The organism is Thalassobaculum sp., assembly GCF_040219215.1.
In the GTDB taxonomy this organism is placed as follows: domain Bacteria; phylum Pseudomonadota; class Alphaproteobacteria; order Thalassobaculales; family Thalassobaculaceae; genus Thalassobaculum_A.
Window position 1 is genome coordinate 213,414 of record NZ_JAVJSX010000022.1, and the last position, 26,527, is coordinate 239,940.

General features: G+C 66.4%; 28 protein-coding genes. 21 read left to right on the forward strand and 7 right to left on the reverse strand.

What is annotated here, in order from left to right; translation table 11 throughout:
* Positions 1–4 precede the first annotated feature (4 nt).
* The 4 genes from RIC54_RS16585 to RIC54_RS16600 all read left to right on the forward strand — a co-directional run bounded on the left by RIC54_RS16585 (position 5) and on the right by RIC54_RS16600 (position 1,478).
* Entirely contained in the window at positions 5–421 is a 417-nt protein-coding gene (locus RIC54_RS16585) for a hypothetical protein (RefSeq protein ID WP_350090322.1), read from the forward strand.
* Between the two features lie 184 nt (positions 422–605).
* Positions 606–929 (forward strand): hypothetical protein, encoded by a 324-nt coding sequence (locus RIC54_RS16590; RefSeq protein WP_350090325.1) that lies wholly within the window; start codon positions 606–608, stop codon positions 927–929.
* Complete coding sequence (locus RIC54_RS16595; protein WP_350090328.1) at positions 926–1,204, forward strand: hypothetical protein; 279 nt, start codon at positions 926–928, stop codon at positions 1,202–1,204. The genes RIC54_RS16590 and RIC54_RS16595 overlap by 4 nt, the downstream gene beginning before the upstream one ends.
* Before the next feature lie 61 nt (positions 1,205–1,265).
* Positions 1,266–1,478: a hypothetical protein gene (locus RIC54_RS16600; protein WP_350090331.1), complete on the forward strand. Its 213-nt coding sequence runs from the start codon at positions 1,266–1,268 to the stop codon at positions 1,476–1,478.
* 29 nt (positions 1,479–1,507) lie between these two features.
* On the opposite strand, the gene RIC54_RS16605 is transcribed toward RIC54_RS16600, so the two are convergent.
* The 4 genes from RIC54_RS16605 to RIC54_RS16620 form a co-directional block, all read right to left on the reverse strand.
* Entirely contained in the window at positions 1,508–3,112 is a 1,605-nt protein-coding gene (locus tag RIC54_RS16605; protein ID WP_350090334.1) for a GMC family oxidoreductase, read from the reverse strand.
* Positions 3,113–3,128: 16 nt separating this feature from the next.
* The gene (locus RIC54_RS16610) at positions 3,129–4,001 is read right to left on the reverse strand and encodes a TauD/TfdA dioxygenase family protein (protein WP_350090337.1); all 873 of its coding nucleotides are present in this window, start codon (positions 3,999–4,001) and stop codon (positions 3,129–3,131) included.
* 101 nt (positions 4,002–4,102) lie between these two features.
* A complete protein-coding gene (locus RIC54_RS16615) occupies positions 4,103–5,011 on the reverse strand; it encodes a LysR family transcriptional regulator (RefSeq protein WP_350090340.1) in 909 nt (302 codons plus the stop codon).
* A 104-nt stretch (positions 5,012–5,115) separates the two neighbouring features.
* Positions 5,116–5,694, reverse strand: a complete 579-nt coding sequence (locus RIC54_RS16620) for a TetR/AcrR family transcriptional regulator (RefSeq protein ID WP_350090343.1) — start codon at positions 5,692–5,694, stop codon at positions 5,116–5,118.
* A gap of 96 nt (positions 5,695–5,790) precedes the next feature.
* Between RIC54_RS16620 and RIC54_RS16625 the strand changes: the two genes are divergently transcribed.
* The 4 genes from RIC54_RS16625 to RIC54_RS16640 all read left to right on the forward strand — a co-directional run bounded on the left by RIC54_RS16625 (position 5,791) and on the right by RIC54_RS16640 (position 10,167).
* Positions 5,791–6,699 (forward strand): SDR family oxidoreductase, encoded by a 909-nt coding sequence (locus tag RIC54_RS16625; protein ID WP_350090346.1) that lies wholly within the window; start codon positions 5,791–5,793, stop codon positions 6,697–6,699.
* A 246-nt stretch (positions 6,700–6,945) separates the two neighbouring features.
* Positions 6,946–8,394 carry an amidohydrolase family protein gene (locus tag RIC54_RS16630; protein ID WP_350090349.1) on the forward strand — a complete coding sequence of 483 codons (1,449 nt, stop codon included), beginning with the start codon at positions 6,946–6,948 and terminating at the stop codon, positions 8,392–8,394.
* A 10-nt stretch (positions 8,395–8,404) separates the two neighbouring features.
* Positions 8,405–9,532: a M20/M25/M40 family metallo-hydrolase gene (locus RIC54_RS16635; protein WP_350090352.1), complete on the forward strand. Its 1,128-nt coding sequence runs from the start codon at positions 8,405–8,407 to the stop codon at positions 9,530–9,532.
* Positions 9,533–9,543: 11 nt separating this feature from the next.
* The gene (locus tag RIC54_RS16640) at positions 9,544–10,167 is read left to right on the forward strand and encodes a DJ-1/PfpI family protein (RefSeq protein WP_350090355.1); all 624 of its coding nucleotides are present in this window, start codon (positions 9,544–9,546) and stop codon (positions 10,165–10,167) included.
* Between the two features lie 27 nt (positions 10,168–10,194).
* Here the strand turns inward: RIC54_RS16640 and polA are convergent, their stop codons facing one another.
* A complete protein-coding gene (polA, locus tag RIC54_RS16645; RefSeq protein WP_350151219.1) occupies positions 10,195–13,026 on the reverse strand; it encodes a DNA polymerase I in 2,832 nt (943 codons plus the stop codon).
* A gap of 77 nt (positions 13,027–13,103) precedes the next feature.
* Here polA and RIC54_RS16650 point away from each other — a divergent pair, with 77 nt between their 5' ends.
* Together RIC54_RS16650 and RIC54_RS16655 are read left to right on the forward strand one after the other, a co-directional pair.
* Positions 13,104–13,457 carry a TraR/DksA family transcriptional regulator gene (locus RIC54_RS16650; RefSeq protein WP_350090361.1) on the forward strand — a complete coding sequence of 118 codons (354 nt, stop codon included), beginning with the start codon at positions 13,104–13,106 and terminating at the stop codon, positions 13,455–13,457.
* Between the two features lie 66 nt (positions 13,458–13,523).
* On the forward strand, positions 13,524–13,985 hold the full coding sequence (locus RIC54_RS16655; protein WP_350090364.1) for a YHS domain-containing (seleno)protein: 462 nt from the start codon (positions 13,524–13,526) through the stop codon (positions 13,983–13,985).
* A 16-nt stretch (positions 13,986–14,001) separates the two neighbouring features.
* Here the strand turns inward: RIC54_RS16655 and RIC54_RS16660 are convergent, their stop codons facing one another.
* Entirely contained in the window at positions 14,002–14,187 is a 186-nt protein-coding gene (locus RIC54_RS16660) for a zinc-finger domain-containing protein (RefSeq protein WP_350090367.1), read from the reverse strand.
* A gap of 134 nt (positions 14,188–14,321) precedes the next feature.
* On the opposite strand from RIC54_RS16660, the gene RIC54_RS16665 reads away from it, so the two are divergent.
* From RIC54_RS16665 to RIC54_RS16705, 9 genes are all read left to right on the forward strand, one after another.
* On the forward strand, positions 14,322–15,377 hold the full coding sequence (locus tag RIC54_RS16665; protein ID WP_350090370.1) for an ABC transporter ATP-binding protein: 1,056 nt from the start codon (positions 14,322–14,324) through the stop codon (positions 15,375–15,377).
* A complete protein-coding gene (locus RIC54_RS16670; protein WP_350090373.1) occupies positions 15,367–16,392 on the forward strand; it encodes an alpha/beta hydrolase in 1,026 nt (341 codons plus the stop codon). The genes RIC54_RS16665 and RIC54_RS16670 overlap by 11 nt, the downstream gene beginning before the upstream one ends.
* A 164-nt stretch (positions 16,393–16,556) precedes the next feature.
* The gene (locus tag RIC54_RS16675; RefSeq protein ID WP_350090376.1) at positions 16,557–17,429 is read left to right on the forward strand and encodes an IclR family transcriptional regulator; all 873 of its coding nucleotides are present in this window, start codon (positions 16,557–16,559) and stop codon (positions 17,427–17,429) included.
* A 218-nt stretch (positions 17,430–17,647) separates the two neighbouring features.
* Complete coding sequence (locus RIC54_RS16680) at positions 17,648–18,442, forward strand: ABC transporter ATP-binding protein (RefSeq protein WP_350090379.1); 795 nt, start codon at positions 17,648–17,650, stop codon at positions 18,440–18,442.
* 1 nt (position 18,443) lies between these two features.
* Positions 18,444–19,157, forward strand: coding sequence for an ABC transporter ATP-binding protein (locus tag RIC54_RS16685; protein ID WP_350090382.1), 714 nt, complete (start codon positions 18,444–18,446; stop codon positions 19,155–19,157).
* Positions 19,158–19,168: 11 nt separating this feature from the next.
* Entirely contained in the window at positions 19,169–20,041 is an 873-nt protein-coding gene (locus RIC54_RS16690; protein WP_350090385.1) for a branched-chain amino acid ABC transporter permease, read from the forward strand.
* Between the two features lie 3 nt (positions 20,042–20,044).
* The gene (locus tag RIC54_RS16695) at positions 20,045–21,082 is read left to right on the forward strand and encodes a branched-chain amino acid ABC transporter permease (RefSeq protein ID WP_350090388.1); all 1,038 of its coding nucleotides are present in this window, start codon (positions 20,045–20,047) and stop codon (positions 21,080–21,082) included.
* A 37-nt stretch (positions 21,083–21,119) separates the two neighbouring features.
* Positions 21,120–22,334: an ABC transporter substrate-binding protein gene (locus tag RIC54_RS16700; RefSeq protein WP_350090391.1), complete on the forward strand. Its 1,215-nt coding sequence runs from the start codon at positions 21,120–21,122 to the stop codon at positions 22,332–22,334.
* 195 nt (positions 22,335–22,529) lie between these two features.
* Positions 22,530–23,300: an SDR family oxidoreductase gene (locus tag RIC54_RS16705; protein WP_350090394.1), complete on the forward strand. Its 771-nt coding sequence runs from the start codon at positions 22,530–22,532 to the stop codon at positions 23,298–23,300.
* A gap of 62 nt (positions 23,301–23,362) precedes the next feature.
* Here RIC54_RS16705 and RIC54_RS16710 read toward each other — a convergent pair whose 3' ends face one another.
* Entirely contained in the window at positions 23,363–24,055 is a 693-nt protein-coding gene (locus RIC54_RS16710) for a GntR family transcriptional regulator (RefSeq protein WP_350090397.1), read from the reverse strand.
* Positions 24,056–24,245: 190 nt separating this feature from the next.
* Here RIC54_RS16710 and RIC54_RS16715 point away from each other — a divergent pair, with 190 nt between their 5' ends.
* Together RIC54_RS16715 and RIC54_RS16720 are read left to right on the forward strand one after the other, a co-directional pair.
* Positions 24,246–25,523, forward strand: coding sequence for an ABC transporter substrate-binding protein (locus tag RIC54_RS16715; RefSeq protein WP_350090400.1), 1,278 nt, complete (start codon positions 24,246–24,248; stop codon positions 25,521–25,523).
* Between the two features lie 82 nt (positions 25,524–25,605).
* A complete protein-coding gene (locus tag RIC54_RS16720; RefSeq protein ID WP_350090403.1) occupies positions 25,606–26,523 on the forward strand; it encodes a carbohydrate ABC transporter permease in 918 nt (305 codons plus the stop codon).
* Positions 26,524–26,527 lie beyond the last annotated feature (4 nt).

A 26,527-nucleotide genomic window follows, 5' to 3' on the forward strand; every position in this document is an offset into this window, starting at 1 on the left:
CTCGATGACGAGCGCACGCCAGTGCCGGGTTAGCAGTGCGGGCATTCTGTCGCGCCTGAGTTCGATGCTGTGGCTGGCAACCGCGCTCTCCGTCCTGCAGTGGACACCGACTCCCATTGATCCACATGTGTTTGTCCGGCTTATGGCCGGCCACGAACACGACGCCGGCTTGGCCGTCACCGATCGCTCGTCCTCCCCTGCGGTGGAAGCCCGTGCGGGTCTGTCGGCGACCTTGGGCGAAAAGCGATCTTCCGCAGGACAGTCGGCCCCGGTTGCCACGGGCGATACGGCGACGATCTTTGCATCCTGGGACATCACGCCGGATGTCAAAAGCGGCTCGGTGCTGATCGAAAGCGTCCCGATCGTTGCGCGAACAATCCACCACAGCGCCTTCACCGCCCGCAGCCCCCCACTGGGTTGACGTCCGGCCGCGCCTGATCGCGCCCCCTTCACCGAATAATATCTTAGCGCCGCCCCGTTCGGCCGACCCCGTCGGCAACGGGCTCCGTGCAAGCGGTCCGAACCTTCGTGTTGTGCACACATGCCTCCTTTGAGCGGCACGTGTCGCCACGCAGCGGGCCGCTCCGCTCAAGGAACGTCGTTCAATGGAAACAATGCTCGAGTATGCCGCTACCGGCATCGTGCTGATCGCCGCCGGATCCATCGGCATGGCCCGCTCCGCCATCTACTTTCGATCCACAGAGACCGGAGAAGACCGGTTCTTCTCAACCTCCCTGGTATCCGTCGCACTGGTCGGCTTGCTGATCAGTGGCGCGTTCTTCCTTGGCAACGCGGTGCTTGAGATCGCCGGGCCGGCTCAGATTCTCGCCGGGCTGGCCGCCTTCGCCTACGCGGTTTTGGTGCCGTTCGTGGCTTGGCGCACATTCGGCCCGCGGCCGGACACCACCGGAGCCGGAGCGGTTGTATGAGCGCCACGCTCGATGATCTGGACCTCGGGCGATTGCCCGAGGTCGGATCCGGCTGGCTGCCTGCCGTCGTAGCGGCCGTGTCGGTCGGCATTCTCGTCGCGTCCACCCTCGGCACCGTCGCGGCGATCATTGCCGGGTTCGGCTTGAAGCTGCTTGGGGTCCCCGAAGCCTGGGCGGCCGGTTCGGCGGCAATTGTAGCACTCGTCTCGCTCGCTCCGGCGGCGGCTCTCGGCCGTCGGGTCTGGCAACTGGAACGGCAAGGCTTCGGGGAATAGCCCGCCTGGCCTTCAACGATCCATTCGGTTCAACCGCCGCACACCCATGGAGGAAGCGGTCATGCTTGTGGGTATCGAAGTCGTTCTCGCACTCGCCGCCATCGGCGCCGCCGTCACGATGATCGTGATCGGCCTGCGTCGGAGGACCGTCGCAGTCGCTCGCCCCAATGTCGATCCGTCAGATGACAACGTGATCGCCACCAACCTCTACTGTCTGGCAATCATCGGACTGCTGTTCTTCGGCGGCAGTTTTCTGGCCAGCCTGATGATGTAGAGTGCCTGATGGCCTGGCGGTCGGACCGTTCATCCGGCCGCCAGGATCATGTCCGCAGCCTTCTCGGCGATCATCAACGTGGCTGCATTGGTGTTTGCCGAAACCATGGTCGGCATGACCGACGCATCGACCACCCGAATGCCGGACAAGCCGTTCAGCCGCAGATCGGGCGAGACGACCGCCCGTGGGTCGGAGCCCATCCGGCATGTGCCAACGGCATGGTAGACCGTCGCACCCTTGGCCCGTGCGTATCCCAGAAGTTCATCATCCGACTGCACTTGCGGGCCCGGCAAGGTCTCTGGTCCGCGATATGGCTCCAGGACGGAACCGGCGAGCAGGCGCCGCGCCCACCGAAGGCCGTCGATCACCGCCCGCCGGTCGGTCTCGGCCGTCAGGTAGTTCGGTTGGATCGCTGGCGGATCATCGGGATCGGCCGACCGGGCGCGGACGTAGCCGCGGCTGTCCGGCCGCATCTGCCACACACCCACCGTCATGCCCGGCTTCCGCTGCAACTGGCCGACCACGCCGTCGGAATAGCTGGCCGGCGTGAAGACGAACTGCAGATCGGGCAGCTCCAGCTCCGGATGCGACCGCACGAACGCGCCGACATGCGCCGGGCTGAACGCCAGCAACCCGCCGCCGGTGGCAAGCCATCGAGCGATCTCCCACCACAGCCGCGGTCCGCGAGCCCGTTCGTTCAGGGTGATCGGTTTGGTGACCTGATGGACCACCCGAATGGCGTAGTGGTCCTGCAGGCCTTCGCCCACCCCGGGCAGATCGTGAGCCACGGGTATTCCGAGTTCGCGCAGGCGATCGCCCGACCCGATGCCGGACAGCTGCAGCAGGTGCGGTGAACTGACCGCGCCGGCCGACAGGATGACCTCGGCACCGGCGACCGAGCGGTGAACCTTGCCGTGCTGGCGCCAGGTCACCCCCGTGGCACGCGTTCCGTCCATGTCGATCCGCAATACCTGGGCGTGGCTCTCGACCCGCAGATTACTGCGATTGCGCACCGGATGCAGGAACCCGGTCGCGGCGCTGTGCCGCCGACCGCCTCGGATCGTGCGCTGGTAGTAGCCCACACCTTCCTGGACGGCGCCGTTGTAGTCGGGGTTGCGCGGCACTCCGGCTTCCTCCGCACCGGCGATGAACGCCTCGCAGATCGGGTGCCGCTCGTGGATGTCGGAGACATGCTGCGGACCGCCGGCGCCGTGGTAGTCGTCGGCGCCGCTCGAACGATCCTCGGCCCGACGGAAGTACGGCAGCACGTCCTCGTAGGACCAGCCACGATTGCCGAGTTGTGCCCAGGTATCGAAATCCCTGGCCTGGCCCCGGACATACAGGTGGCCGTTGATTGAACTGGAGCCGCCCAGCACCTTGCCGCGCGGGAAGAAAATTGCCCGGTTGTCGACGCCGGCGCCCGGCTCAGTCGTGTAGCACCAGTTGAATCGCGGATCCTGGAATGTCTTCAGAAACCCGACCGGTGCGCGGACGTAGGGATGCGCGTCGGAACCACCGGCTTCCAGAACCAGCACCCTGTTGCCAGGATCGGCCGACAGCCGGTTCGCCAACACGCAGCCGGCCGAACCGGCCCCGACGATGATGTAGTCCCAGACATCCGACCCGCTTTGCATCAGTAGTTCACCCTCCTCAGGCGACGGCGCACGCGTCGGCCACCGTCGGGCCATCCCCTGCGATCGTCGTGCGCACCATATGCCGCGCCTCGGTGGTGCCCCGGAACGGCGTCGCGCGATGCAGCACCGCGCGGTTGTCCCACAGGATCAGATCGAAGGGCCGCCACTTGTGGGTATAGATGAACTGATCCTGGGCGGCGAAAGCCATCAGTTCCTCGATCAGGGCTCGACCCGCTTCGTCGCTCATCCCTTCCACCGTGGCCGCATGGGCGCCCAGATACAGCGAACGGCCGAGTTCCGGCCCGTGATCCAGGACCATGGCCTGGCGCACCGGCGGCACCGCCTCGCGCTCCTCGGCCGTCACCAGTTCTGGATCGATCCTGCTGCGCGAATGGGTGTAGTCGTGAATCGCAACCCGGCCTTCGACGGCGTCCCTGAGGCGCAGCGGCAGGGCGGCATACACCGCGCGCATGCAGCAGTACTGGGTATCGCCGCCCGCCGAGGGAATCGCCCGCGCCGACAGCATCGATGCCCGTGCCGGATTCGGCTTGAATGAGCTGTCGGTGTGCCAGAACTGGTTGGCGCGGTTGTTCAGCATCTGCCGCGACGTCGGCGGAACGATCTGCCCGTCGGAACCGATGTTCGACAGCACCACGAGGTGACTCCCCGCCCCATTGGTTCCGACCTTTGTCGTCTCCAGCGGACCGAAGCGTCGGCTGAACCGGATCTGCACCTCGTCGCTGATCGCCTGTTCGCGGAACACCAGGACGGAGCGCCGGCGGAAGGCGTCTTCGATCTGCGCAAAGGTCGCATCATCGGGGCCTGCCATAAGATCGAGGCCGACGACCTCGGAGGCGAACAGAGTGTGCAAGGGGGTCACCTGGATCACGGCAAGGGTCCTCTTCCGGCGCTTCGATACCGACAGAGTGGCAAACCCGGCCCTTGCCAATAAGCAGGAAAATAAAGGAAAATCTTTCCCGATTATCGGGACTATAAAACATCCGACTCCGCCAGGAAGGCCTGGAGATGGGTCACGAAGGCCAATGTCTTGGCCGGCACCATCGGATTGCGGGCGTGCACGGCGTAGATCTCTTCACGGTACCCTTCGGGGTAACAGGCAATATCGTTCAGGCAACGCACGAGGGTGCCCGCGCGCAGGTCGCCGGCCACCATCCATCGCGGCAGCAGCGCCAACCCGATGCCGTCCAGCAGGGCGGCGCGCAACGCCTCGCCACTGTTTGAGCGCAGCGGGCCGGCAACCGTCACTTCCCGGCGACCGGAAGCCGTTTCAAACACCCAGACCGACGGCTCGAAATCCCGGCGGTAGCCAAGGCAGGCATGGCGGTCCAGATCATCCGGACCGACCGGCGGCGGGAACTTCGCGAAATAGGCCGGGCTGGCGCACATGACCCGCTCGGCCGACGCCAGCCGGTGCGCCACCAGCGACTTCTCCACCGGCTCGCCCAGCCGGATCACCAGATCGACCCCGCGGGTCGGCGCAATCTCCACGATCTCCGTCAGCGTCAGGTCGATCTCGACATCCGGATATGCCTCGCGGAACGCCGGCAGCGCCGGCAGCACATGCAGCATCCCGAACGACCGCCGGGCGGTAACCCGCAGCACCCCGGCCGGCCGGGACTGCAGATCGCCAGCCTGGCGCAGCGCTCCGTCGAGTTCGTCGAGCAGCACCGAGACCCGCTCGTACAGATGCCGCCCGGCCTCGGTCGCCGACACCGACCGGGTGGTGCGATCAAGCAACCGGACCCGCAGATCGGACTCCAGGTCCTGCAGGCGCTTCGACGCCGCTGTGCTGGACATGCCGAGCGAACGGCCGGCACCGGTGATGCTTCCGGTATCGACCACCCGGATGAACAGGCGCAAAGCAGAAAGGCGATCCACACCAACTCCTTGAGAGCATCTATCGGACGAACGAGCTTAGCGAGCGGTGTCCCCCTGCGGGAAGGAGGCCGAATCGCCGAGTGTCGCCCGCCTCGGTGTCCGGCTCATGATCCTGCCGGGCCGGCCGAGACGATGACCGCCACAAAGCGCTTCAGGTTGTCTTCCACGAAGCGTTCAACATCGACGCTCGGATCGAAGCTCCACCACAGCAGCGAGCCCTGCCATTGCGACGCGACCAGCAGGCCGACGCCCCGCGGGGCGCCCGGAATTCGCGCGAAACAGTCCTCCAGAACGGCAGTCAGCGTCGCTTTCCAGGCCGCACCCCGCGCCCTGAGGACCGGGTCCCTGAGGTCCTCGCGCAGGATCAGCAGGCCGTCCGCATAGGTTTCGATCCCACCGTAGTCCTGGGACAAGTTCACCAGCATGTCGACTGCACCGTCCGGCGTCCTCGGAACCGACGCCGCCAATGCGGCCGTCCTGTCATCCAGGCGATCCCAGGCATGCAGCAGCGCCCCCTGAACAAGCCCGTCCTTGGTGCCGAAGCGTTGCACCAACGTCGATGCGGACAAGCCGCAGGCCCGTGCCAGGCTGGCGAAGGTAAGGCCGTCCGGTCCACGTTCGTGGAGCAGCCGATGCGCTGCCCCCAGCACTTCGATATCAGGCAGAGTTTTCGGTCGCGCCATCTTGACTCCAGTTTATAACCGAACGATCGTTTATAAATTATCTCACCAATGGCTGCCACCCTGTCGGCAGTCATGATGCGATGCTGGGAGAGCTTTATGCCACTGAAAGGAAAGGTCGCCCTGGTCGCCGGCGCCACCCGCGGGGCCGGACGAGGCATCGCGGTCGAGCTCGGCGCTGCGGACGCGACGGTCTATGTCACCGGCCGTACGACCCGCGGCCAGCAATCGGAATACGGTCGGCCGGAAACCATCGAGGAGACGGCCGAACTCGTCTCTGCGGCAGGCGGCAACGGCATCGCCATCCAGGTCGATCACCTGGTCAGCGAACAGGTCGAAGAGCTGGTCGGGCGGATTCGAACCGATCAGGGCCGGCTCGACATCCTGGTGAACGACATCTGGGGCGGCGAGAAGCTGTTCGAGTGGAACAAGCCAGTCTGGGAGCACGATCTCCAGAACGGTCTGCGCCTGTTGAGACTCGGCATCGACACCCACCTGATCACGGCACATCACACCCTGCCCCTGCTGATCGAACGTCCCGGCGGCCTGCTGGTCGAGGTGACGGACGGCACCGCCGACTACAACGCCCGGAACTACCGGCTGTCGCCGTTCTACGATCTTGCCAAGGTCGCGGCGACCCGGATGGCCTGGGCGCACGCCAAAGACCTGCAGCCCCACGGCGCGACGGCGGTGTCGATCACGCCGGGCTGGCTGCGTTCCGAGATGATGTTGGACAACTACCAGGTAACCGAGGCGAACTGGCGTGACGCGACGGCTGTGTCGCCGCACTTTGCAATCTCCGAGACACCCCGGTTCATCGGCCGCACGCTGGCGGCCCTGGCGGCCGACCCCGACCGGGCGCGGTGGAACGGCCAATCCCTGTCCAGCGGCCAGTTGGCCCGAATCTACGGCGTCACCGATCTTGACGGGTCTTGCCCAGACGCCTGGCGCTACATTGACGAGGTCCAGGACGTCGGCAAGCCGGCGGATACAACGGGCTACCGGTAGGTCCGTCGGAGCGGACTGAACGACGACGGACGTAGACGGGCCAGGTTCGGCAGCGCAGGCGGCCGCATCATGGCCGGCGCCGGGCTCATCGCGCTAGCCGGACCGATCCTGCTTCGGCGGTCCCGGCGCTCAGGCTGACCGGACAGGCACGCTCCCCCTTGGCCACCGGCCCTGCCGCGTGCTTTGCTTCCGGTCCCGCCGAGCACTGCTCCCCGCCTGACGCCCCTTTTCGTCCCGGAGTTCGCCATGCCGTCCACCACCGTCATCCGCAACGCCGCCTGGATCGTCGCCTGGAGCGAGCGGGATCACCGCCACGTCTACCTGCAGAACGCCGACGTGGCGTTCACCGACGGCAGCATCGCCCAGGTCGGCGGCCGCTGGACCGGCGAGGCGACGACAGAGGTCGACGGCTCCGACCTGATGGTCATGCCCGGCATGATCAATGTGCACAGCCACCCGACCAGCGAGCCGCTGCGCAAGGGCATCACCGACGAGATCCGCAGCCCCGGTTTCTATCACTCGTCGCTTTACGAGTTCCTGACGATCTTCGAGAACGACCCCGAGGGCCTCGCCGCCAGCGTCCGGGTCGCCATGGCCGAATTGCTGAAGAGCGGGGTGACCACGGTCGTCGACTTCTCCGCGCCGTTCGACGCCTGGCTGGACGTGCTGGCGGAATCCGGGATCCGGGCCTGCGTCGCTCCGGCGTTCCGCGATGCCCGCTGGTTCACCCGCAACGGCCACCAGCTCGAATACGACTGGAACGAGGAAGCCGGCCGCGCCGGGTTCGAAAAGGCGCGCCGCACCATCGACCTGGCCAACCAGCACCCGTCCGGCCGGCTGATGGGCATGATGGCGCCGTCGCAGATCGACACCTGCTCGGCCGACCTGCTGCGCGACGCCTACGACTACGCGCTGGAGAAGAACCTGCCCTGGCAGACCCACGCGGCCCAGTCGGTGACCGAGTTCCAGGAGATGATCCGCCGCCACGGCCGCACCCCGATCCAGTGGATGGACGACATCGGCGTGCTGGGCGAGCACAGCATCATCGGCCACGGCATCTTCCTCGACCATCACCCGTGGGTGCACTGGTCGACCCGCGACGACCTGCGCCTGCTGGCGGACTCCGGCGCCACCGTGGCCCACTGCCCGACCGTGTTCATGCGCCGGGGCATCGCGCTCAAGACCTTCGGCGGCTATGTGCGCGAGGGCATCAACATGGGCATCGGAACCGACACCTACCCGCACAACTTCCTGGAGGAGATGCGCAACGTCGGCACCGTCGCCCGGGCGGTGGCCGAGACGGTCGACGACCTGAACACCTCCGACATCTTCAACGCCGCCACCGTCGGCGGCGCCCGTGCCCTGCGCCGCGACGACATCGGCAAGCTCTCGGTCGGCGCCAAGGCGGACCTGGTGTGCGTCGACCTGACCGCGCCCTCGATGATGCCGGTGCGCGAACCGATCCGCTCCCTGGTGTTCACCGCCTGCGACCGGGCGGTGCGCGACGTCTATGTCGACGGCCGGCAGGTCGTGAAGGACGGCGATGTCACGACCATCGACCTGCGCTCCGCCCTGGACGAGTTGCAGGCCGCCCAGGCGCGCTCGATGCGCAACATACCGGGTCTCGACTGGGCCGGGCGCACCGCAGACCAACTGTCGCCGATGGTGTTCGAAACCCGCCAATCGCTGAACTGAGGCCAGGGCCATGCGCGAGTTGACGAGCGACGCGCTGCTGGCCGCCGTGCGCCAGTGGGTCGAGATCGAGAGCCCGACCCAGGACAGCGCGGCGGTGAACCGGGTCGCCGACCTGGCCGAACAGCAGCTGCGCGCCATCGGTGCGTCGATCGAGCGGGTGCCCGGGCGCGACGGGTTCGCCGACATCCTGATCGGCCGGATCCCCGGCGAGACCAACGGCGACGGCATCCTGCTGCTCGGCCACATGGACACCGTGCACCCGGTCGGCACGCTGGCCGGCCCCCTGCCGTACCGGGTCGAGGGCGACAAGGCCTACGGCCCCGGGATCTACGACATGAAGGGCGGCAACGTGATGGCGTTGCAGGCGCTGGCCCATATCCAAGCCCGCGGCGGGCGGCCCCGCCTGCCGGTCACCGTGATGTTCATCCCCGACGAGGAGATGGGCAGCCCGAGTTCGCGCGAGCGCATCGAGGCCGAGGCGGTGAAGCACCGGCTGGCGCTGGTGGTCGAGCCGTCCGGCGACGGCGGCCGGACCACCGTCGGCCGGCACGGCATCGCGCGCTACCACGTCAAGGTCACCGGCCGCCCGGCCCACGCCGGCGCCTACCACGCAAAAGGGCGCAGCGCGATCCGCGAGATGGCACATCAGGTCCTCGCGATCGAGGCCATGACCGACTACACCCGCAACATCACCCTGAACGTCGGCACGATCGCCGGCGGCAGCCACGAGAACCAGGTGCCGATCCGTTGCGAAGCGAAGGTCCTGGCGATGGTGGCGACCGCCGCGGACGAAGCGGAGGTCCGCGCCAGGCTGCTGGCGCTCAAGCCGGTCGATCCGGACGTGCATGTGGAGGTGACACCCGGTCTGTTCCGACCGCCCTACGCCAAGTCACCGGCAATCCAGAAGCTGTACGACACGGCGGCCGGCCTCGCCCGCGAGATTGGTTTCGAGCTGGTCGGCGAGCGGATCGCCGGTGGCGGCAGCGACGGCAACTTCACCGGCGCGCTGGGTGTTCCGACGCTCGACGGCCTCGGCGTGGTCGGCGACGGCCCGCATACGCACGAGGAACACCTGCTGGTCTCGTGCCTGGTACCCCGCACCAAGCTGCTGGCCCGGCTGTTCGAGACGCTGGAGTAAGAGGGGCCGAGATGTACGGGATCCTGCTGTATAACGGAGTCGAGCCGATCGACGTCGGCGCAGCGTTCGGCGTCCTGTCGATGGCCACCCGGATCGCACCGGGACTGGCATTCACCGGCATTGCCCGTCGCCGCGGAGAAGTCGTGTGTGCCAATGGCCTTCGGGTCCTGGCCGACCACGACTACGCCTCGGCGCCGGACACTCTGACCGACCTGATCGTCACCGGCGGCCCCGGCTGGACCCGGGCCGCCGAAGACCCGGAAACGCTTGATTTCATTCGCGGCACCCGGGCGCGCATCACGTCGATGTGCACCGGGGCGATGATCCTGTCCGCCGCCGGACGCCTGGCCGACAAGCGGGCGACGACGAAGCGCGAGGTGTTTGCGGGAGAGGCTTCTCCGCTGGACAGCCTGAAGGCCGGTCACGCCGTTGCCGCCACCTTGGTCGACTCCGGCGGCATGGTCACCAGCGGCGGGGTCACGCTCGGTCTCGATGCGATGTTCTATTGTCTTGCCAGAAGCCACGGCCAGACGGTCGCCACCGAGGTGGCTCGGGTGATGGAGTACTCCCGCGCACTGGCCGTCAACCGCGACGCGCTCGGCTACCAGTGCGACGGGCCGTCGACGAGCCGATGACGGGACCGGCGGTCGGCGGGCGCTTGCTCAATGCGCCTCCGACCAGCTCTTGCCCCAGCCGGCTTCGGCGATCAGCGGGACCGACAGGTTCAGGTGCGGGGCGGCGGCCCCTTCCATCACCTCCTTGACCAGGGCAGAAGTCGCCTCGACGTCGTCCTCCGGCACCTCGAACAACAGCTCATCGTGGACCTGCAGCAGCATGCGGGCCTTTGACTGCGCCGTGTCGAGCGCCGGCGGCAGGCGGACCATCGCCCGCTTGATCACGTCGGCGGCGGTGCCCTGGATCGGCGCGTTGATCGCGGCGCGTTCGCCGAAATTGCGCATCGCCGGGTTCTTGTCGCGGATCGCCTGGATGTGCACCTTGCGGCCGAACTTGGTCTCCACGAAGCCGTGCTCGCGCGCGAAGGTCTTCATCTCGGTCATGTAGTCGCGTATCCCGGGGAACCGCTCGAAATAGGCGTTGATATACGCCTGTGCCTCGGCCTGCGGGGTGCTGAGCTGGCGGGCCAGCCCGAAGCCCGAGATACCGTAGATGATGCCGAAGTTGATCGCCTTGGCCTTGCGCCGGATGTCCGGCGTCATCTCCGACAGCGGCACGCCGAACACCTCAGAAGCGGTCTGGGCGTGAATGTCGATGCCGTCCAGGAACGCCTTGCGCAGGCTCTCGATCCCGGCGATGTCGGCGACCAGCCGCAGTTCGATCTGCGAGTAGTCGACCGACAGCAGCACGTTGCCCGGCTCCGCCACGAACGCCGTGCGGATCTTGCGCCCCTCCTCGGTGCGGATTGGGATGTTCTGCAGGTTCGGATCGTTCGACGACAGTCGGCCGGTCGCCGCTCCGACCATCGAGTAGGAGGTGTGGACCCGCCCGGTCTCGGCGTTGATGGTCTCAACCAGCGCGTCAGTGTAGGTCGACTTCAGCTTGGCGATCTGGCGCCAGTCCAGGACCTTGCGCGCGAAGTCCGACCCTTCGGCGGCCAGGGTCTCCAGCACGTCGGCGCCGGTCCCGTAGGCGCCGGTCTTGCCCTTCTTGCCGCCGGCCAGCCCCATCTTGTCGAACAGGATCTCGCCGAGCTGCTTGGGCGAGCCGACGTTGAACGGCTCGCCGGCCTGCTCGTGAATCTCGCCTTCCAGGGTAACCAGCCGCTTGGCGAAGTCGGCCGACATGTCGCGCAGGATGGTCGGGTCGACCTTGATGCCGTTGCGCTCCATCCCGGCCAGCACCGGGATCAGCGCCCGCTCCAGGGTCTCGTAGACCGTGGTCATGCGTTCCGGCACCAGCCTCGGCTTCAGCAGCGCGTGCAGACGGAACGTGACGTCGGCATCCTCCGCCGCATAGGCGCAGGCCTTGTCGATCGGCGCCTCGGCGAACCCGATCTGGGTCTTGCCCTTGCCGCAGACTTCTTCGAACTTGATGTTGGTGTGACCCAGGTGGAGGGCCGCCAACTCGTCCAGCCCGTGGCCGTGCATGCCGCCTTCCAGCACATAGGACAGGCACATGGTGTCGTCGATCGGCGCCACGGTGATGCCACCGTTCTTGGGCCGGCTCAGGACCAGCGCGTCGTACTTGGCGTTGTGGGCGATCTTCAGCACCGCCGGATTCTCGAGCAGGTCCTTCAGCCGAGCCATCGCGGTGTCGAACGGGATCTGCTTCGGCGCTTCCTCGGCAGGCCCGGCACCAAGCAGGTCGCCCTGGGCTTGCCGACCGACATGGCGCAACGGGATGTAGCAGGCCTTGCCCGGAGCCACCGCCAGCGACACGCCGACCAGGTCGGCGCGCATGCAGTCCAGGCTGGTGGTCTCGGTGTCGAAGGCCACCGTCCCGATGTCCTCCGCCACGGCGATCCAGCGTTCCAGATCGGCGATGTCCTGCACCAGCTCGTATCCGGCCGCCTCGCCCGCCGGCTCGGTGATTGCCACCGTCTCGGAACTGCCGCCGCCGGCTTGCGCTTCCTCGCTCTCGAAGCGGGCGACCAGACGCTTGAAGCCCTGTTCCTTCAGGAACGGCAGCACCATAACGGGATCGATGTGCCGGACCGCCAGATCCTCAAGGGGTTCCGGGATTTCGACGTCGTCGCGCAGAGTAACCAGCTGCTTGGATATCCGCGCCTTCTCGGCATGTTCGATCAGGTTCTCGCGGCGCTTCGGCTGCTTGATCTCGCCAGCCCGAGCCAGCAGCGATTCGAGATCTCCGTATTCTTCGATCAGTTGGGCGGCAGTCTTGATGCCAATGCCCGGCACCCCGGGCACGTTGTCGACGCTGTCGCCGGCCAGCGACTGGACGTCGATCACCTTCTCCGGCGGCACTCCGAACTTCTCGATCACCTCGGCCCGGCCGATCGGCCGGTTCTTCATGGGATCGAACATGTCGATCCCCTCCTTGACCAGCTGCATCAGGTCCGTGTCGGACGACACCACGGTGACCCGCCAGCCGCGCTCGCTCGCCAGCCGGGAGTAGGTCGCGATCAGGTCATCGGCCTCGAAACCGTCCATCTCAATGCACGGCACGTTGAACGCGCGGGTGGCATCGCGGATCAGCGAGAACTGCGGGATCAGGTCCTCCGGCGCCTCCGGACGCTGGGCCTTGTACTCGGGGTAGATCTCGTTGCGGAACGTGGTCCGCCCGGCATCGAAGATGACCGCCACGTGGTCGGCGTCCAGGTCGTCGATCAGCCGGACCAGCATGGAGGAAAAGCCGAACACCGCGTTCACCGGCGTGCCGTCCGGCCGGTTCATCGGCGGCAAGGCGTGATAGGCTCTGAAGATGTAGCCCGAACCGTCCACCAGATAGAGATGGCTCTGCTCCTTCGCGGCGGGCGGCGGAGCGGCGGTCTCGGGCTTCGGATCGGACTCGGCCATCGTTCGGCCTTTCTCGCACGGGTTCGGACGCGGTGCCGGACTCTACTCCGCAACGCCGATGGGGCAAGGGCAGTGGGATGGCGGAAATCGATCTGGAAGGCACCAGGCAGGCGCTGACCGAACGCCTAGACGAGTTGCAGCGGTCGACCGACAGCACTGCGGACAGCCGCAAGCCGGTCGAACTGGACCAGGCATCAGTCGGTCGCCTGTCGCGAATGGATGCCATGCAGATGCAGGCGATGGCCCAGGCGACCGAGCGATTGCGCGGCCAGCAGATCGACCGCGTCCGCGCCGCGCTGAAACGAATCGACGACGGCGACTATGGCTACTGCGTCGCCTGTGGCGAAGAGATCGAGCCGAAACGCCTCGCCGTCGACCTCACGGTCCCAACCTGCATCGACTGCGCGTCCGGTGCGCGGCGGTCACCGTAACCGTTCGGCGTTCCCAGGCATTCTCTCGGCAAACCAACGACTCGCTGTGTCGGAGAGGATCCTGTGATGCTTCACCGTTTCGCCGTCCTGCTGCCGCTGGCTCTGCTGCTCGCAGGCCCGTCCGCCGTCGCCCCGCTGCACGCCGCCGAACCTCCGGTCTATACCGGCTTCCTGTCGAGCCTGGCGGTGAACGGGTACGACCCGGTCGCCTATTTCACCGACGGCAAGCCGGTCGAGGGTTCGTCGAATTTCAGGAGTTCCTACCAGGGCGCCACTTGGCATTTCGCATCCGCAGCCAACAAGGCGGCGTTCGACGCCGAGCCCGCAAAGTACGCCCCGCAGTATGGCGGCTATTGTGCCTGGGCGGTCTCCCAGGGCTACACCGCCAAGGGCGACCCGGCGCATTGGAAGATCGTCGATGGCAAGCTGTACCTGAACTACAACGCCGAGGTTCAGACCAAATGGGTCAAGGACATTCCCGGCCACATCAAGTCAGCCGACGGCAACTGGCCGAAGGTGATCCAGTGATGCGGATGCAGAACGCTCACGCGGCGCGACCGTCCTCGGCTTTCTCCACCAGAACATAGGTGCGCGAGCAGTACGGGCACACCACCTTGTGTATGTCCTCGTCGATCTCCAGGAACACCCGCGGATGGCCGAGCGCACCGCCCCCGCCATCACAGGCGACGGTGTGGCTGGTGACCTCGATGGTCTCGAACGGCTGGGCCATGAAACACTCCCCCGACGCGGCGCCGGCTGGACGTGGCGCTCCGCCGCCCCATATGCGGGACGGTCAGGCGCTTGTCCAGCGCAGTGCCGGATGATACGCAGAGCGGCGCCGATCGCAAGGATTTCACGGCCACCATGCCCGTTGCCAAGAGCACTCCGCCCACGAGCCAGTCCGCCACCGTAACGCCGTTCCCCGGCGGCGTTACAGCACCTTCGACCGACTCGGCTCCATCACTGGCGCTGGAGATCCGCGGGCTGCGCAAGACCTATGCGGGCCGCAAGGGCAGGCCCGGCAAGGACGCCCTGAACGGCATCGACCTGGACGTGCGTCGCGGCGAGATGTTCGGCCTGCTGGGACCGAACGGCGCCGGCAAGTCAACATTGATCAACATCCTTGCCGGGTTGGTGGTGAAGAGCGCCGGCCAGGCCCGGGTCTGGGGCATCGACATCGACCAGGACCCGCGCAACGCCCGAGCGGCGATCGGGGTGGTGCCGCAGGAACTGAACATCGATGCCTTCTTCTCGCCGCGCGAGACCCTGGAGTTGCAGGCCGGCATGTATGGCGTGCCCACCGCCGAACGACGAACCGCCGAGATCCTGGAAACGGTCGGCCTGACCGACAAGGCTGACGCCTACACCCGCTCGCTGTCCGGCGGCATGCGCCGCCGCCTGCTGGTCGCCAAGGCCATGGTCCACAACCCGCCGATCCTGGTGCTGGACGAGCCGACCGCCGGCGTCGACGTCGAGCTGCGCCGCAAGCTGTGGGACAACGTCCGCGCCCTGCGGGACACCGGTGTCACGGTGTTGCTGACCACCCATTATCTGGAAGAAGCCGAAGCGCTGTGCGACCGGGTGGCGATCATCGATCACGGCACCATCGTCGCCTGCGACACCACCCGAAACCTGGTCGGCCGCCTTGACCGCAAGGAGCTGCTGGTCACCGTCGATGAGAGTGTCGAGGCGATACCGGGGCCGCTGGCCGAACTGGGTTTCACGTTGCTCGACGACGGCCGGTTGCACGTCGCCTACGCCAAGAGCCGAATCCGCCTGCCGCGCCTGCTGGGTGCAGTCCAAGCCTCCGGGCTGCACGTCGCGGACATTGAGACGCGGGAAAGCGACCTGGAGGATATCTTCCTGGCGCTGACCGGAAGCGCATCATCCGCCGTCCCCTCGGACGAGCATGCCGCCTGAGCGGAGCCCCGCGCTCCCCGTTCTCGCCCTGATCCTATCGCTGTTGCTGTCGGCCTGCGCGCCGATGGTTGTCGCGTCCGGTCCGTCCGACCGGCAGCCCTGGCTGATCAATGACCACTGGGCGGTAATGGCCGACGGCATGCGGCTGCCGGTCCGGGTCTCGCGCCCGCACGGCGAGGCGGTGGCGGCGGTCGTGGCCCTGCACGGGTTCGGCGACTACAGCAACGCCTTCGCCGACTTCGGGCCGACCCTCGCCAGGTCCGGGGTCGCGGTGTTCGCGGTCGACCAGCGCGGCTTCGGCCGAGCCGGTGCCTGGGGGCGGTGGCATGGCGCCCAGGCGATGGTCGACGACGCCCGAGCACTGGTCGGCCTTGTCCGCGGCGAGATGCCGGGCCGGCCGGTTTATCTGATGGGCGAGAGCATGGGCGGGGCCGTCGCCCTGCTGGCGATGGCCGGCGCGCCGGCAGCCGACGGCGCCATCCTGTCGGCGCCGGCGGTCTGGGGCCGAAAGTGGATGCCCGCCTATCAGGCCTGGGCACTCGAACTCGCCGGGCACACCATTCCCTGGCTGCCGCTGAACCCCCGTGGCCTGCCGTTCAAGCCGTCGGACAACATCGAGATGCTGCGCAGGCTGGCACGCGATCCGTTGTTCCTGAAGAATCCGCGGGTCGATGCCGTCTACGGGCTGGTCGACCTGATGGACGCCGCCCAGGCGGCGATCCCGAACGTGACGGGTCCGCTGCTCGTCCTCTACGGCGGCAAGGACGACCTGGTCCCGAAAAAGCCGACATGCGCCATGCTACGCAAGCTGCGGCAACGCCCGGGCAGCGGGCATGATCTGCGCGTGGTGCTGTATCCCGACGGCTATCACATGCTGTTCCGCGACCTGAAGGGCGACCGGGTCGTGGCCGACATCGCCGCCTGGGCACGCGACCCGCAGGGGTCCCTGCCATCCGGTGACGAGCGCGACCCCGATGGCGTCTGGCTCGAGCGCTTCTGCGACACGCCGAAGTAGAAGATCCGTCTGACGGTCCGACATGGCGACTCCCCAGATCCCGGGCGGCGCCGTATGATCGACGCCAACGTACAGTCGGATCGACGGACTGCGAGGTGCGCATGACGGCACATCGAGACCAGGAACCGGCCCGCGCCGTTGCGGCCCCGCGGTAGGAGCGCCGGATGGCTCGCCCACCAAAACGACCGCGGATCGCTTCAGTCGACCACTGGCAAACCGGCCGCGAGTCCGATCCGGGATTCGTGACTGCCCTGGCCCGCGGGCTAGAGATCCTGCGGGCTTTCCGGCCGGAGGACGAACTGCTCGGCAATGGCGAGTTGGCCGAACGCACCGGCATTCCACGCTCTACGGTATCGCGGTTGACCCAGACCCTGACGGCTCTTGGCTACATGCGCTACCTGCCGCGATTCGAGAAGTACCAGCTCGGCGCCGGCATCCTCGCCCTTGGCTATCGCCATCTGGCGGCGTCCGGCTTGCGCGCCACGGCCCGGCCGCACATGCAGGCCCTCGCGAACGCAGCCGACTGCGCGATCGCCATGGGAACCCCTGACCGCCTGTCGATGATCTACATCGAGGTCTGCCACGGGGCCGGGCCGATGATTCTGCGGCTCGGCGTCGGCTCGCGTGTGCCGATCGCCCTGACATCCATGGGCCGGGCGTACATCTCGGTGCTGCCCGAGCGCGAACGCGAGATCGTGCTGCGCCGGCTGTGCGACGCCGACCCGGACGGCTGGGAGGAGACCCGGCGGTCCCTGGACGATGCCATGCAGCAGTACCGTACCCAGGGCTTCTGCCTGTCACTCGGCGCCTGGCACCATGGCATTTCGTCGGCCGGCGTCGCGGTGGCCATGGACGGCGGGGCGCAGATCCTGGCCTTTAACTGCGGCGGCGCGAGCCAGCGCCTGACCCAGTCGGTGATCGAGCGGCAGTTCGGACCGGCCCTCGCCGACATGGCCGAACGCATCCGCCGCGACCTGTTCACAGCCGGTCCAACCGCCACACCGACCGCCGTTCTGCGGTCAACAGCCGGGGTTTGATGAAAACATTTCCGATATACGGAATATAATTTCATTTTGTTTGACACGGTTTCCGGGCCGGTCAAACTGTCGACCATGCAGCCTGCGGCACCAGCCCGCAGCTGCGATCCGAAACGGCGGCACACCAACGACCGCCCGAGGATCAGGGAGGAAGGCATGATCTGGTTGACCCGGTGCGCACGAACCGGCGTGGCGATATATCGCCGACGGTGTCCGCAATGACGGGGGCGGCAGTCCCACTGCTGGATGTCGAGGACGTGCGGGTCACGTTCGGCGGCATCGTCGCCTTGGACGGAGTTTCGTTCAGCGTGCAACGCGGCGCGATCGCCGGCCTGATCGGTCCGAACGGCGCCGGCAAGACCACGCTGTTCAACTGCATCAGCCGGATCTACCAGGCCGATTCCGGCAGCATCCGGGTCGACGGCAAGCCGATCCTCGACAGCCCGATCCACGGGATCAGCAAGATCGGCCTCGGCCGCACGTTCCAGAACCTCGCGCTGTTCGGCAAGCTGTCGGTGCTGGACAACGTGCTGATCGGCGCTCACGCCCGCACCATGGGCAACTATGTCAGCGATGCGCTTCGCCTGGTCGGCATGCGGCGGCGCGAGACGGCGCTGCGCGACGAGGCAATGGCGCTGCTGGAGGAACTGCGGCTCGACGACATAGCCGGCGAGACGGTGGCGGCCCTGCCGTTCGGCACCCAGAAGCGCGTGGAACTGGCCCGGGCCCTGTCGGCCAAGCCAACCCTGCTGATGCTCGACGAGCCGGCCGGCGGCCTGAACCACGACGAAGTCGAGGAATTCAAGGACGTGGTCCGGCGCATTCGCGACCACCGCCACATCTCGATCCTGCTGGTCGAGCATCACATGAACCTGGTGATGAGCGTGTCGGATCAGGTCGTGGTGCTGAACTTCGGCCGCAAGATCGCCGAGGGCTCGCCGGCCGAGGTGCAGAGCGACCCAAGCGTGATCGACGCCTATCTCGGTTCGGGCCACGAGACGGAGACCCACTGACATGGCGGTCATGCTCCAGGTCGAGGACCTCGCCGCCTACTACGGCCCGACCAAGGTCCTGCACGGCATCAGCTTCGCGCTGGAGGAAGGCGGGATCACCACCATCCTCGGCGCCAACGGCGCCGGCAAGACCACCACGCTGCGCGCGGTCTGCGGCATGGTCAGGGCCAGCGGACACGTCACGCTGGCCGGCGAAGCGATCAGCGGGTTGACCACAGAGGCCGTCGCCCGGCGCGGGGTCGCCCATGTTCCGGAAGGGCGCGGCACCTTCACCCGGTTGAGCACCGAGGAGAACCTGCGGCTCGGCGCCATCAGCCGGCGCGATCACGATGCGGTCGAAGCCGACTTGGACCGGATGTACAGCTACTTCCCGGTCCTGCGCGAACGGCGCCTGCAGCAGGCCGGCACCTTGAGCGGCGGCGAGCAGCAGATGCTGGCAATTGCCCGCGCCCTGATGCTGCGGCCGCGGCTGATGCTGCTGGACGAGCCGTCCTTCGGCCTCGCCCCGCTGATCGTGCGCGAGATGTTCCGCATCCTGCGCCGGATCAATGAGGAAGAACGGGTGAGCATGCTCCTGGTCGAGCAGAATGCCGCCCTCGCGCTTGACCTTGCCGACACCGCCTACCTGCTGGAGACCGGCCGCGTTGCGATGAGCGGCCCGGCCAAGGAGATCGTCGCCGACGAGCAGGTGCGCCGCTCCTATCTCGGCTACTGAGAGGAAATCGGATGGAGCTGTTTCTACACCAGATTTTCTCCGGCCTCGCCACCGGCGCGATCTACGCCGCCGTGGCTCTGGCGGTGGTCATGATCTTCCTAGCCATCGACCATTTCAATTTCGCCCAGGGCGAGATGGCGATGTTCAGCACCTTCATCTGCTGGGCGCTGATCGACGCCGGCCTGCCCTACTGGCTGGCCTTCGCGCTGACCATCGCGATCTCGTTCGCCGGCGGCATCGCAATCGAACGCATCCTGTTCCGCCCGCTCCATTCGGCACCGGTACTGAGCCACATCATCGCGTTCCTCGGGCTGTTCTTCATCCTGAACAACGGCGCCGGCTGGGTCTGGGACTTCACCATCAAGCCGATGGCGAGCCCGTTCCCGGAGGGATCGATCGGCGGGCTGATCGGCTATCACGAGATCGGGATGATCGGCGTCGTGCTGGTCATGCTGGCGTTGCTGTACCTGTTCTTCCGGTTCACCTCCGTCGGCCTTGCCATGCGGGCTGCCGCGCAGAATCCGGAATCAGCCAAGCTGTGCGGCATCTCCGTCGGCTGGATGATCGCGCTCGGCTGGGGCATGGCGTCGGCGATCGGCGCGGTCGGCGGTATCCTGATCGCACCGGTAGTATTCCTTGAGCCGAACATGATGCTGGGCATCCTTCTATATGGCTTCGCTGCGGCGATCGTCGGCGGCATCACCAACCCGGCCGGCGCGGTTGCCGGCGGGTTCATGGTCGGCGTGCTGGAAAACCTGGTCGGAACCTACATCCCGTTCGTCGGCAGCGAGCTCAAGCTGACGGTTGCCCTGGTCCTGATCATCAGCGTGCTGATGGTCAAGCCGAGCGGGCTGTTCGGGCGAACCACCGTGACGAGGGTCTAGGCGATGGCGGCGGAAACCCAAGTCACGGCGCAGAGCGTCAACCCGGAGCGCCGGATCGCCGGCCTGACCGCCGACGGCTGGCGATGCACGGCCACCGCAATCGCGATCCTGGTGGCGGTGGTGCTGCCCTGGACGCTCGGCAGCTTCCAGACCTTCCAGATCACCCTGGTGCTGATCTACGCGATCGCGATCCTCGGGCTGAACATCCTGACCGGATTCAACGGCCAGTTCTCGCTCGGCCACAGCGCGTTCTTCGCAATCGGCGCCTACACCACCGCGATCCTGGTCGAACGCTACGGAGTGTCGACCTACCTGACCATTCCGGTTGCCGGCGGCCTCGGCTTCGCCGCCGGGTTCCTGTTCGGTTTCCCGGCCCTGCGGTTGAGCGGGCTGTACTTGGCGCTGGCGACGTTCGCGCTGTCGGTCGCAACCCCCCAACTGCTCAAGTACAACCACTTCGAGGACTTCACCGGCGGCGTTCAGGGCATCAACCTGCTGAAGGACTCGGCACCGTTCGACCTGCCGTTCAGCGTCGACCAGTGGTGGTACTATGTCACCCTGGCCATCACCCTCTTCACCTTCTGGATGGCGCGGAACCTGATCAACAGCCGGACCGGCCGGGCGATCATGGCAATCCGCGACAACCCGATCGCGGCGGCCACCATGGGGGTCAATACCGCGCTCTACAAAACCCTGACCTTCGGGGTCAGCGCGCTGCTGACGGCGGTCGCGGGCGCGCTCAGCGCCATTGTGGTCGAGTACGTGGCGCCCGACAGCTTCACCTTCGTGCTGTCGGTCTATTTCCTGATCGGACTGGTGATCGGCGGCGTCGGCTGGATACCCGGCGCCGTGATCGGCGGGGCCTTCGTTCTGTACGTGCCCAATCTTGCCGAAGGCATCTCCACTGGCCTCGCCGGGGTGCTGTTCGGCGTGATCATCCTGCTCGTCATCTACCTGATGCCGTCGGGTGCGGCGGGGCTGGTGCGTCTCGGCATCACCCATCTGCGCCGCCGGCTCGACCGCGACAACAACAAGGCGTGAGGAACCGCCGACAACACGTCTCGAAGGGAGAGAACTCATGAACAGAAGACTAGCCCTCGCCGTGCTTACGATCGCCGGCCTGTCGCTGCCCGCAGCGGCCATGGCCGGAACCTACGACACCGGCGCCACCGACACCGAGATCAAGATCGGCAACACCAACCCGTACAGCGGCCCGGCATCGGCCTACGGCCAGATCGGCAAGACGATCTCCGCCTATTTCGACACGGTGAACGCCGCCGGCGGGATCAACGGCCGCAAGATCAACTTCGTCTCGCTCGACGACGGCTACAGCCCGCCGAAGACCAAGGAGCAGTTCCGCAAGCTGGTCGAGAGCGACCAGGTGCTGTTCGTCTTCCAGTCGCTTGGCACGCCGACCAATTCGGCGGTGCACGCCTACATGAATCGCGAGAAGGTGCCACAGCTGTTCGTGGCGACCGGCGCCACCAAGTGGGGCGACCCGGATAATTTCCCGTGGACCATGGGCTGGCAGCCGAACTACCAGACCGAGGGTCGGATCTACGCGAACTACATCAAGCAGAACCTGCCGAACGCCAAGATCGCGATCCTCTACCAGAACGACGACTACGGTAAGGACTACGTCCAGGGCATGAAGGACGGCCTGGGCTCGATGGCCGGCAAGATGATCGTGGCCGAGGAAAGCTACGAGACCACCGAGCCGACCATCGCCTCGCAGATCATCAAGCTGAAGGCGAGCGGTGCGGACGTCCTGTTCAACGTGACGACCCCGAAATTCGCCGCCCAGGCGATCCGCAAGGTCGCCGAACTGGAATGGAAGCCGACGCACTTCCTGAACAACGTCTCCAACTCGGTCGGCTCGGTCATGAACCCGGCCGGCGCCGAGAACGGCATCGGCATCATCTCGTCGTTCTACACCAAGGACCCGACCGACCCGCAGTGGCAGACCGACGCCGGCTACAAGGCGTGGAGCGACTGGATGGACAAGCACCATCCCGACGGTGACAAGAAGTCGTCGTTCACGGTCTACGGCTACACCGTGGCGCAGACCCTGGTTCAGGCCCTCAAGCAGTGCGGCGACGAGCTGACACGTGCGAACGTCATGAAGCAGGCGGCCAGCCTGAAGGACCTGGAACTCGGCATGCTGCTGCCGGGCATCAAGATCAATACCGGCCCGAAGGACTTCTTCCCGATCGAACAGATGCAACTCGGCAAGTTCAACGGGACGAGCTGGGAGTTGTTCGGTCCGGTCATCAACGGAGAGGTCGGCAGCTGACCTGACGCTTTCGTAGGACTCATTCCTGTGCCTCTCGGGCCGCCGGGCCATCCCGGCGGCCCTTTCTCTGTTCATGGTCTCGCCGCCGCCGCGCAAACCGAATTGCAGGGCAAGCCGCGGGATGAACCGACGGCCTCGGATCGGCACCTTGGGCTGGCGGACGCACCGGCGTCCGAACCTGAACAGGAGAAGCCGATGACCACCAAAACCCTCGCCGACAAGGTTGCCATCGTCACCGGAGCCAGTTCCGGGATCGGCCGCGCCACGGCGCTGCTGTTTGCCCAGGAAGGCGCCAAGGTCGTGGCAGCCGCGCGCCGTCAGGCCGAACTCGACGCTTTGGTCGCCGAGATCGAAGCCGACGGCGGCGAGGCGGTCGCGCTGGCCGGAAACGTCCGGGACGAGGCGTTCGCCGCGGCGCTGGTCGAAACCGCCACCGGGCGGTTCGGCGGCCTCGACATCGCCTTCAACAACGCCGGAACCCTTGGCCCGATGGGGCCGACCTCGGAGGTCCTGCTGGCCGGTTGGGCCGAGTCCTTGGAGATCAACCTGACCGGCGCCTTCCTGGGGGCCAAGCACCAGATCCCCGCCATGCTGGAGCGCGGTGGCGGATCAGTGATCTTCACCTCGTCGTTCGTCGGCCACACCGCCGGGATGCCGGGCACGGCGGCCTATGCCGCAGGCAAGGCCGGGATGATCGGGCTGATGAAGACGCTGGCCGTCGAGTACGGGCCCCAGGGCATCCGGGTCAACGCCATCCTGCCCGGCGGCACCGACACCCCGATGGCCCACCAGATGCTGGACAGCGAGGAAGCGTGGGCGTTCGTGCGCGGCATGCATGCGCTCAAGCGCACGTCGACGCCGCAGGAGATTGCGCCGTCGGTGCTGTACCTCGCCTCCAGCGCGTCAGGCTTCACCACCGGCACGACCCTGCTGGTCGATGGCGGGGTGTCGATCAACAAGACCTGACGCGGACCCGGTCCGGGAGCGACGAGGAGCCCCCGGAAGACTTCTGCCGAGCCGAGTTGTGCTTATCCGTTGATGGCGGGGTCGAGCGAGCGGCGGACCTCCAGGTAGATCTTCTTGGAATGTTGGATGTGGTCGACAACCAGCACCATCAGGCGCTGGCGGTCGCCCGTCCGGATCGCCTCGATCATCGCCCAGTGCTCGGCTCGCAGGGTTTCCAGCAACGGCGGGTCGACCATCGGGTAGAGCCGCATGGCGCGGGACAGATAGGCGTACTGCGCGATCGCTTCGCAGAGATGGTCGTTGCCGCAGGCGCCGAACAACAGGGCATGGAAAGCCTCGTTGGCCAGATCGATCGCCCGCGGATCGCGGGTCGTGACTGCCTGGTCGTGACGGTGCTGGGCGTGCTGCAGGTCGACAACCAGCGCCTCCGGCCCGGGCAGCGGCATCCTCTGGGCCGCCCGCCGCTGTAGGATCTCGCGGATCTCGGCAATCTCCTCGACCTCGCGGGCGCTGAAGTCCCGAACCATGGCTCCGCGGTTGGGGACCCGGACAACGATGCCCATGCGCTCCAACTCGGCCAGCGCTTGCCGCACGAGATGCCGCTTGGCGCCGAAGCGCTGGATCAGCGCGTCTTCCACCAGCCGCTCGCGTGGCCGCAGCCGGCCGAACAGGATCTCCGACTCCAGCGTCTGGACCAGCTGCTCCTGGGACGCTTCGGCGTCCCGCTCCCGATCCGATTGCACTTGCGTTGTCATGCTTCGCGTCCGTTGTCCCTTCTCCCGCCCACATAGCACAAATGATGGGAATTCGATTGTTGATGATATTATTAATAATAAAATTGACAATCTGTATCTCCAGTTTCTATCGTTCCTTGGGCTCGGCAAGAGGCTGACGAGGTGCGTTCCGAGACCGGGACGCGTCGCCAAGAAATCTTGGGAGGATTCGATGGGTAACCGACTCGCAGGCATGCTTTCGGCGACCGTTCTGGGAACGGCGTTACTGGGCACTTCGGTTTCGGCGCAGCCGGTGACCGAACTGACGATGTGGAGTCACTGGGCGGCTGAAGCGCCGAAGCGATCCTTCGTCGAGGCCGCCATCGCCGATTTCGAACGCAACAACCCGACCATCAAGATCAAGACCACCTGGTACGAGAAGAACGCGCTCTATGCCGGGTTGAAGACGGCGCTGCGGGCCGGACAGGCCCCCGACCTGTTCTACGCCGAGCCCGATCAGGTCGAGTACATGGACAACGGCTTCCTGCTCGATCTGTCATCGCTGAACTGGGGCGCGGTCGAGCCATGGGCGAAGGACGCCTGGACGTACCAGGGCAAGCCCTACGGTCTCCCGCTCGAGGCGTGGACTGTCGAACTCTATTACAACAAGAAGACCATGGCCGATCTCGACGTGGCGGTGCCGGCGGGGTTGCAGTTCGCTCCGGCCGATTTCACCGCGGTGGTAAGCAAGGCGAAGGCCAAGGGCATCACGCCGATGTCGCTTGGCGTCGGGGATCGACCGTATCCGGGGGCGCATCTGTCCCACGAGGCGCTGGTCAAGAAGCTCGGGCTCGCCGACTACGGCAAGCTGCTGGCGGGCAAGCTGCCATGGTCGGACCCGCGGGTCGTCGAGACCCTCAACTGGGTCAAGAACCTGACCGATTCCGGCCTGCTGCCGACGACCTTCACCACCCTGAAGCTGGCTGAGGCGCACGTCTACTTCCACACCAACCCCGGCGCCCTGATGTTCCTGAACGGCAGTTGGTACACCTCGCGGGCGTTCAACGAGCCTGACAAGGGCGGTCAGCCCGTCGACTTTCCGCTCGGAATCATGAAGTTCCCGGCAGTTCCGGGGGCGGCATGCAACGAGTGCCGGTCCATCGCGGTCGGCGGCAGCTACGTGGGCAACGCCGACACCAAGCATCCGAAGGAAGTCATCACCTTCCTGAACTCCTTCCTGACTCCGGAAGTGGGCAACCGCTGGCTCGAGCACGTGAAGGTGCAGACCGGTATCAAGAGCGATCCGAGCAAGATCCAGGATCCGCGGGCCCGGGAGTACTTCGCGATGATCGACGCCGCCAACAAGGACGCCAAGTACTTCTTCGGTACCCCGATCCAGGTGATGACGGGCAAGCCGAAGGAGGTGTTCACGCAGGTAATCAACAGCGCTTTGCCGGCCGGCAACATCTCGGTTGCCGACGCCGTCAAGCAGATGACCGCAGCCTACTGAGCGTCCATCCTCTCCCGGGAGCGCCAGCCGATCGGGCGGGCGCTCCCGGACTCATCCCTGCGATCCATTGAGGAACAGCGCAATGGCATCCGCTACCGGTTTCAGCGCCCGGGACGACGGCCTGCGCAAGCCGTGGGGGGCGATCATCGTCTTCCTGCTGCCGGCGCTGACCTTCTACGTCGCGCTGACCGCGTACCCGGCCATCCGGACCTTCTGGAACAGCTTTCACAAGGTCCTGCCGCGGCGCGAAGTCTATATCGGGTTGGAGAACTACGTCGAACTGGTCCACGACGAGATCTTCTGGCACGCGGTCCGCAATACCTTCGTGTGGGCCGCCACGTCGCCCCTGGTCGAGGTCACGATCGCGACGCTGCTGGCGCTGGCGCTGTATGCCAAGGTTCCCGGCGCGCGGCTGTTCCGGATCGCGTGGTTCACCCCAGTTCTGATGTCCTACATCGTGGTCGGGATCCTGTGGATGTGGATCTACAACTACGATTGGGGGCCGATCAACGTGGCGCTGCGCGCCATCGGCCTCGACGCCCTGGCCCGTCCCTGGCTCGGCGACCCCAACACCGCGCTGCCCGCCCTGATCTTCGTCACCAGTTGGATGTGGGTTGGATTCAACATGGTGGTCATGCTGGCGGCCCTGCATTCGCTGCCGCGCGAGGTGATCGAGGCGGCCGAGCTCGACAACTGCGGCTGGACCGAAAAGCTGGTGTTCGTGATCCTGCCGCTGGTCCGCCCGACCCTGCTGAACCTCGTGGTGCTGTCGTTCATCGGTAAGATGAAGATCTTCGACCTCGTGTGGATCACCACCAAGGGCAACCCGCTGTGGTCGACCGAGACAGTCTCGACCTACGTCTACAAGCGGGCCTTTGAATGGAGCACCTTCGACCTGGGCTATCCGTCGACCATCGCCTCGCTGTGGTTCGTGATCGTGCTGGCGACGGTCCTGGTCCTGACCCGGGCGCTGCGCACCCGCGACAAGCTCGAATACTGAGGCC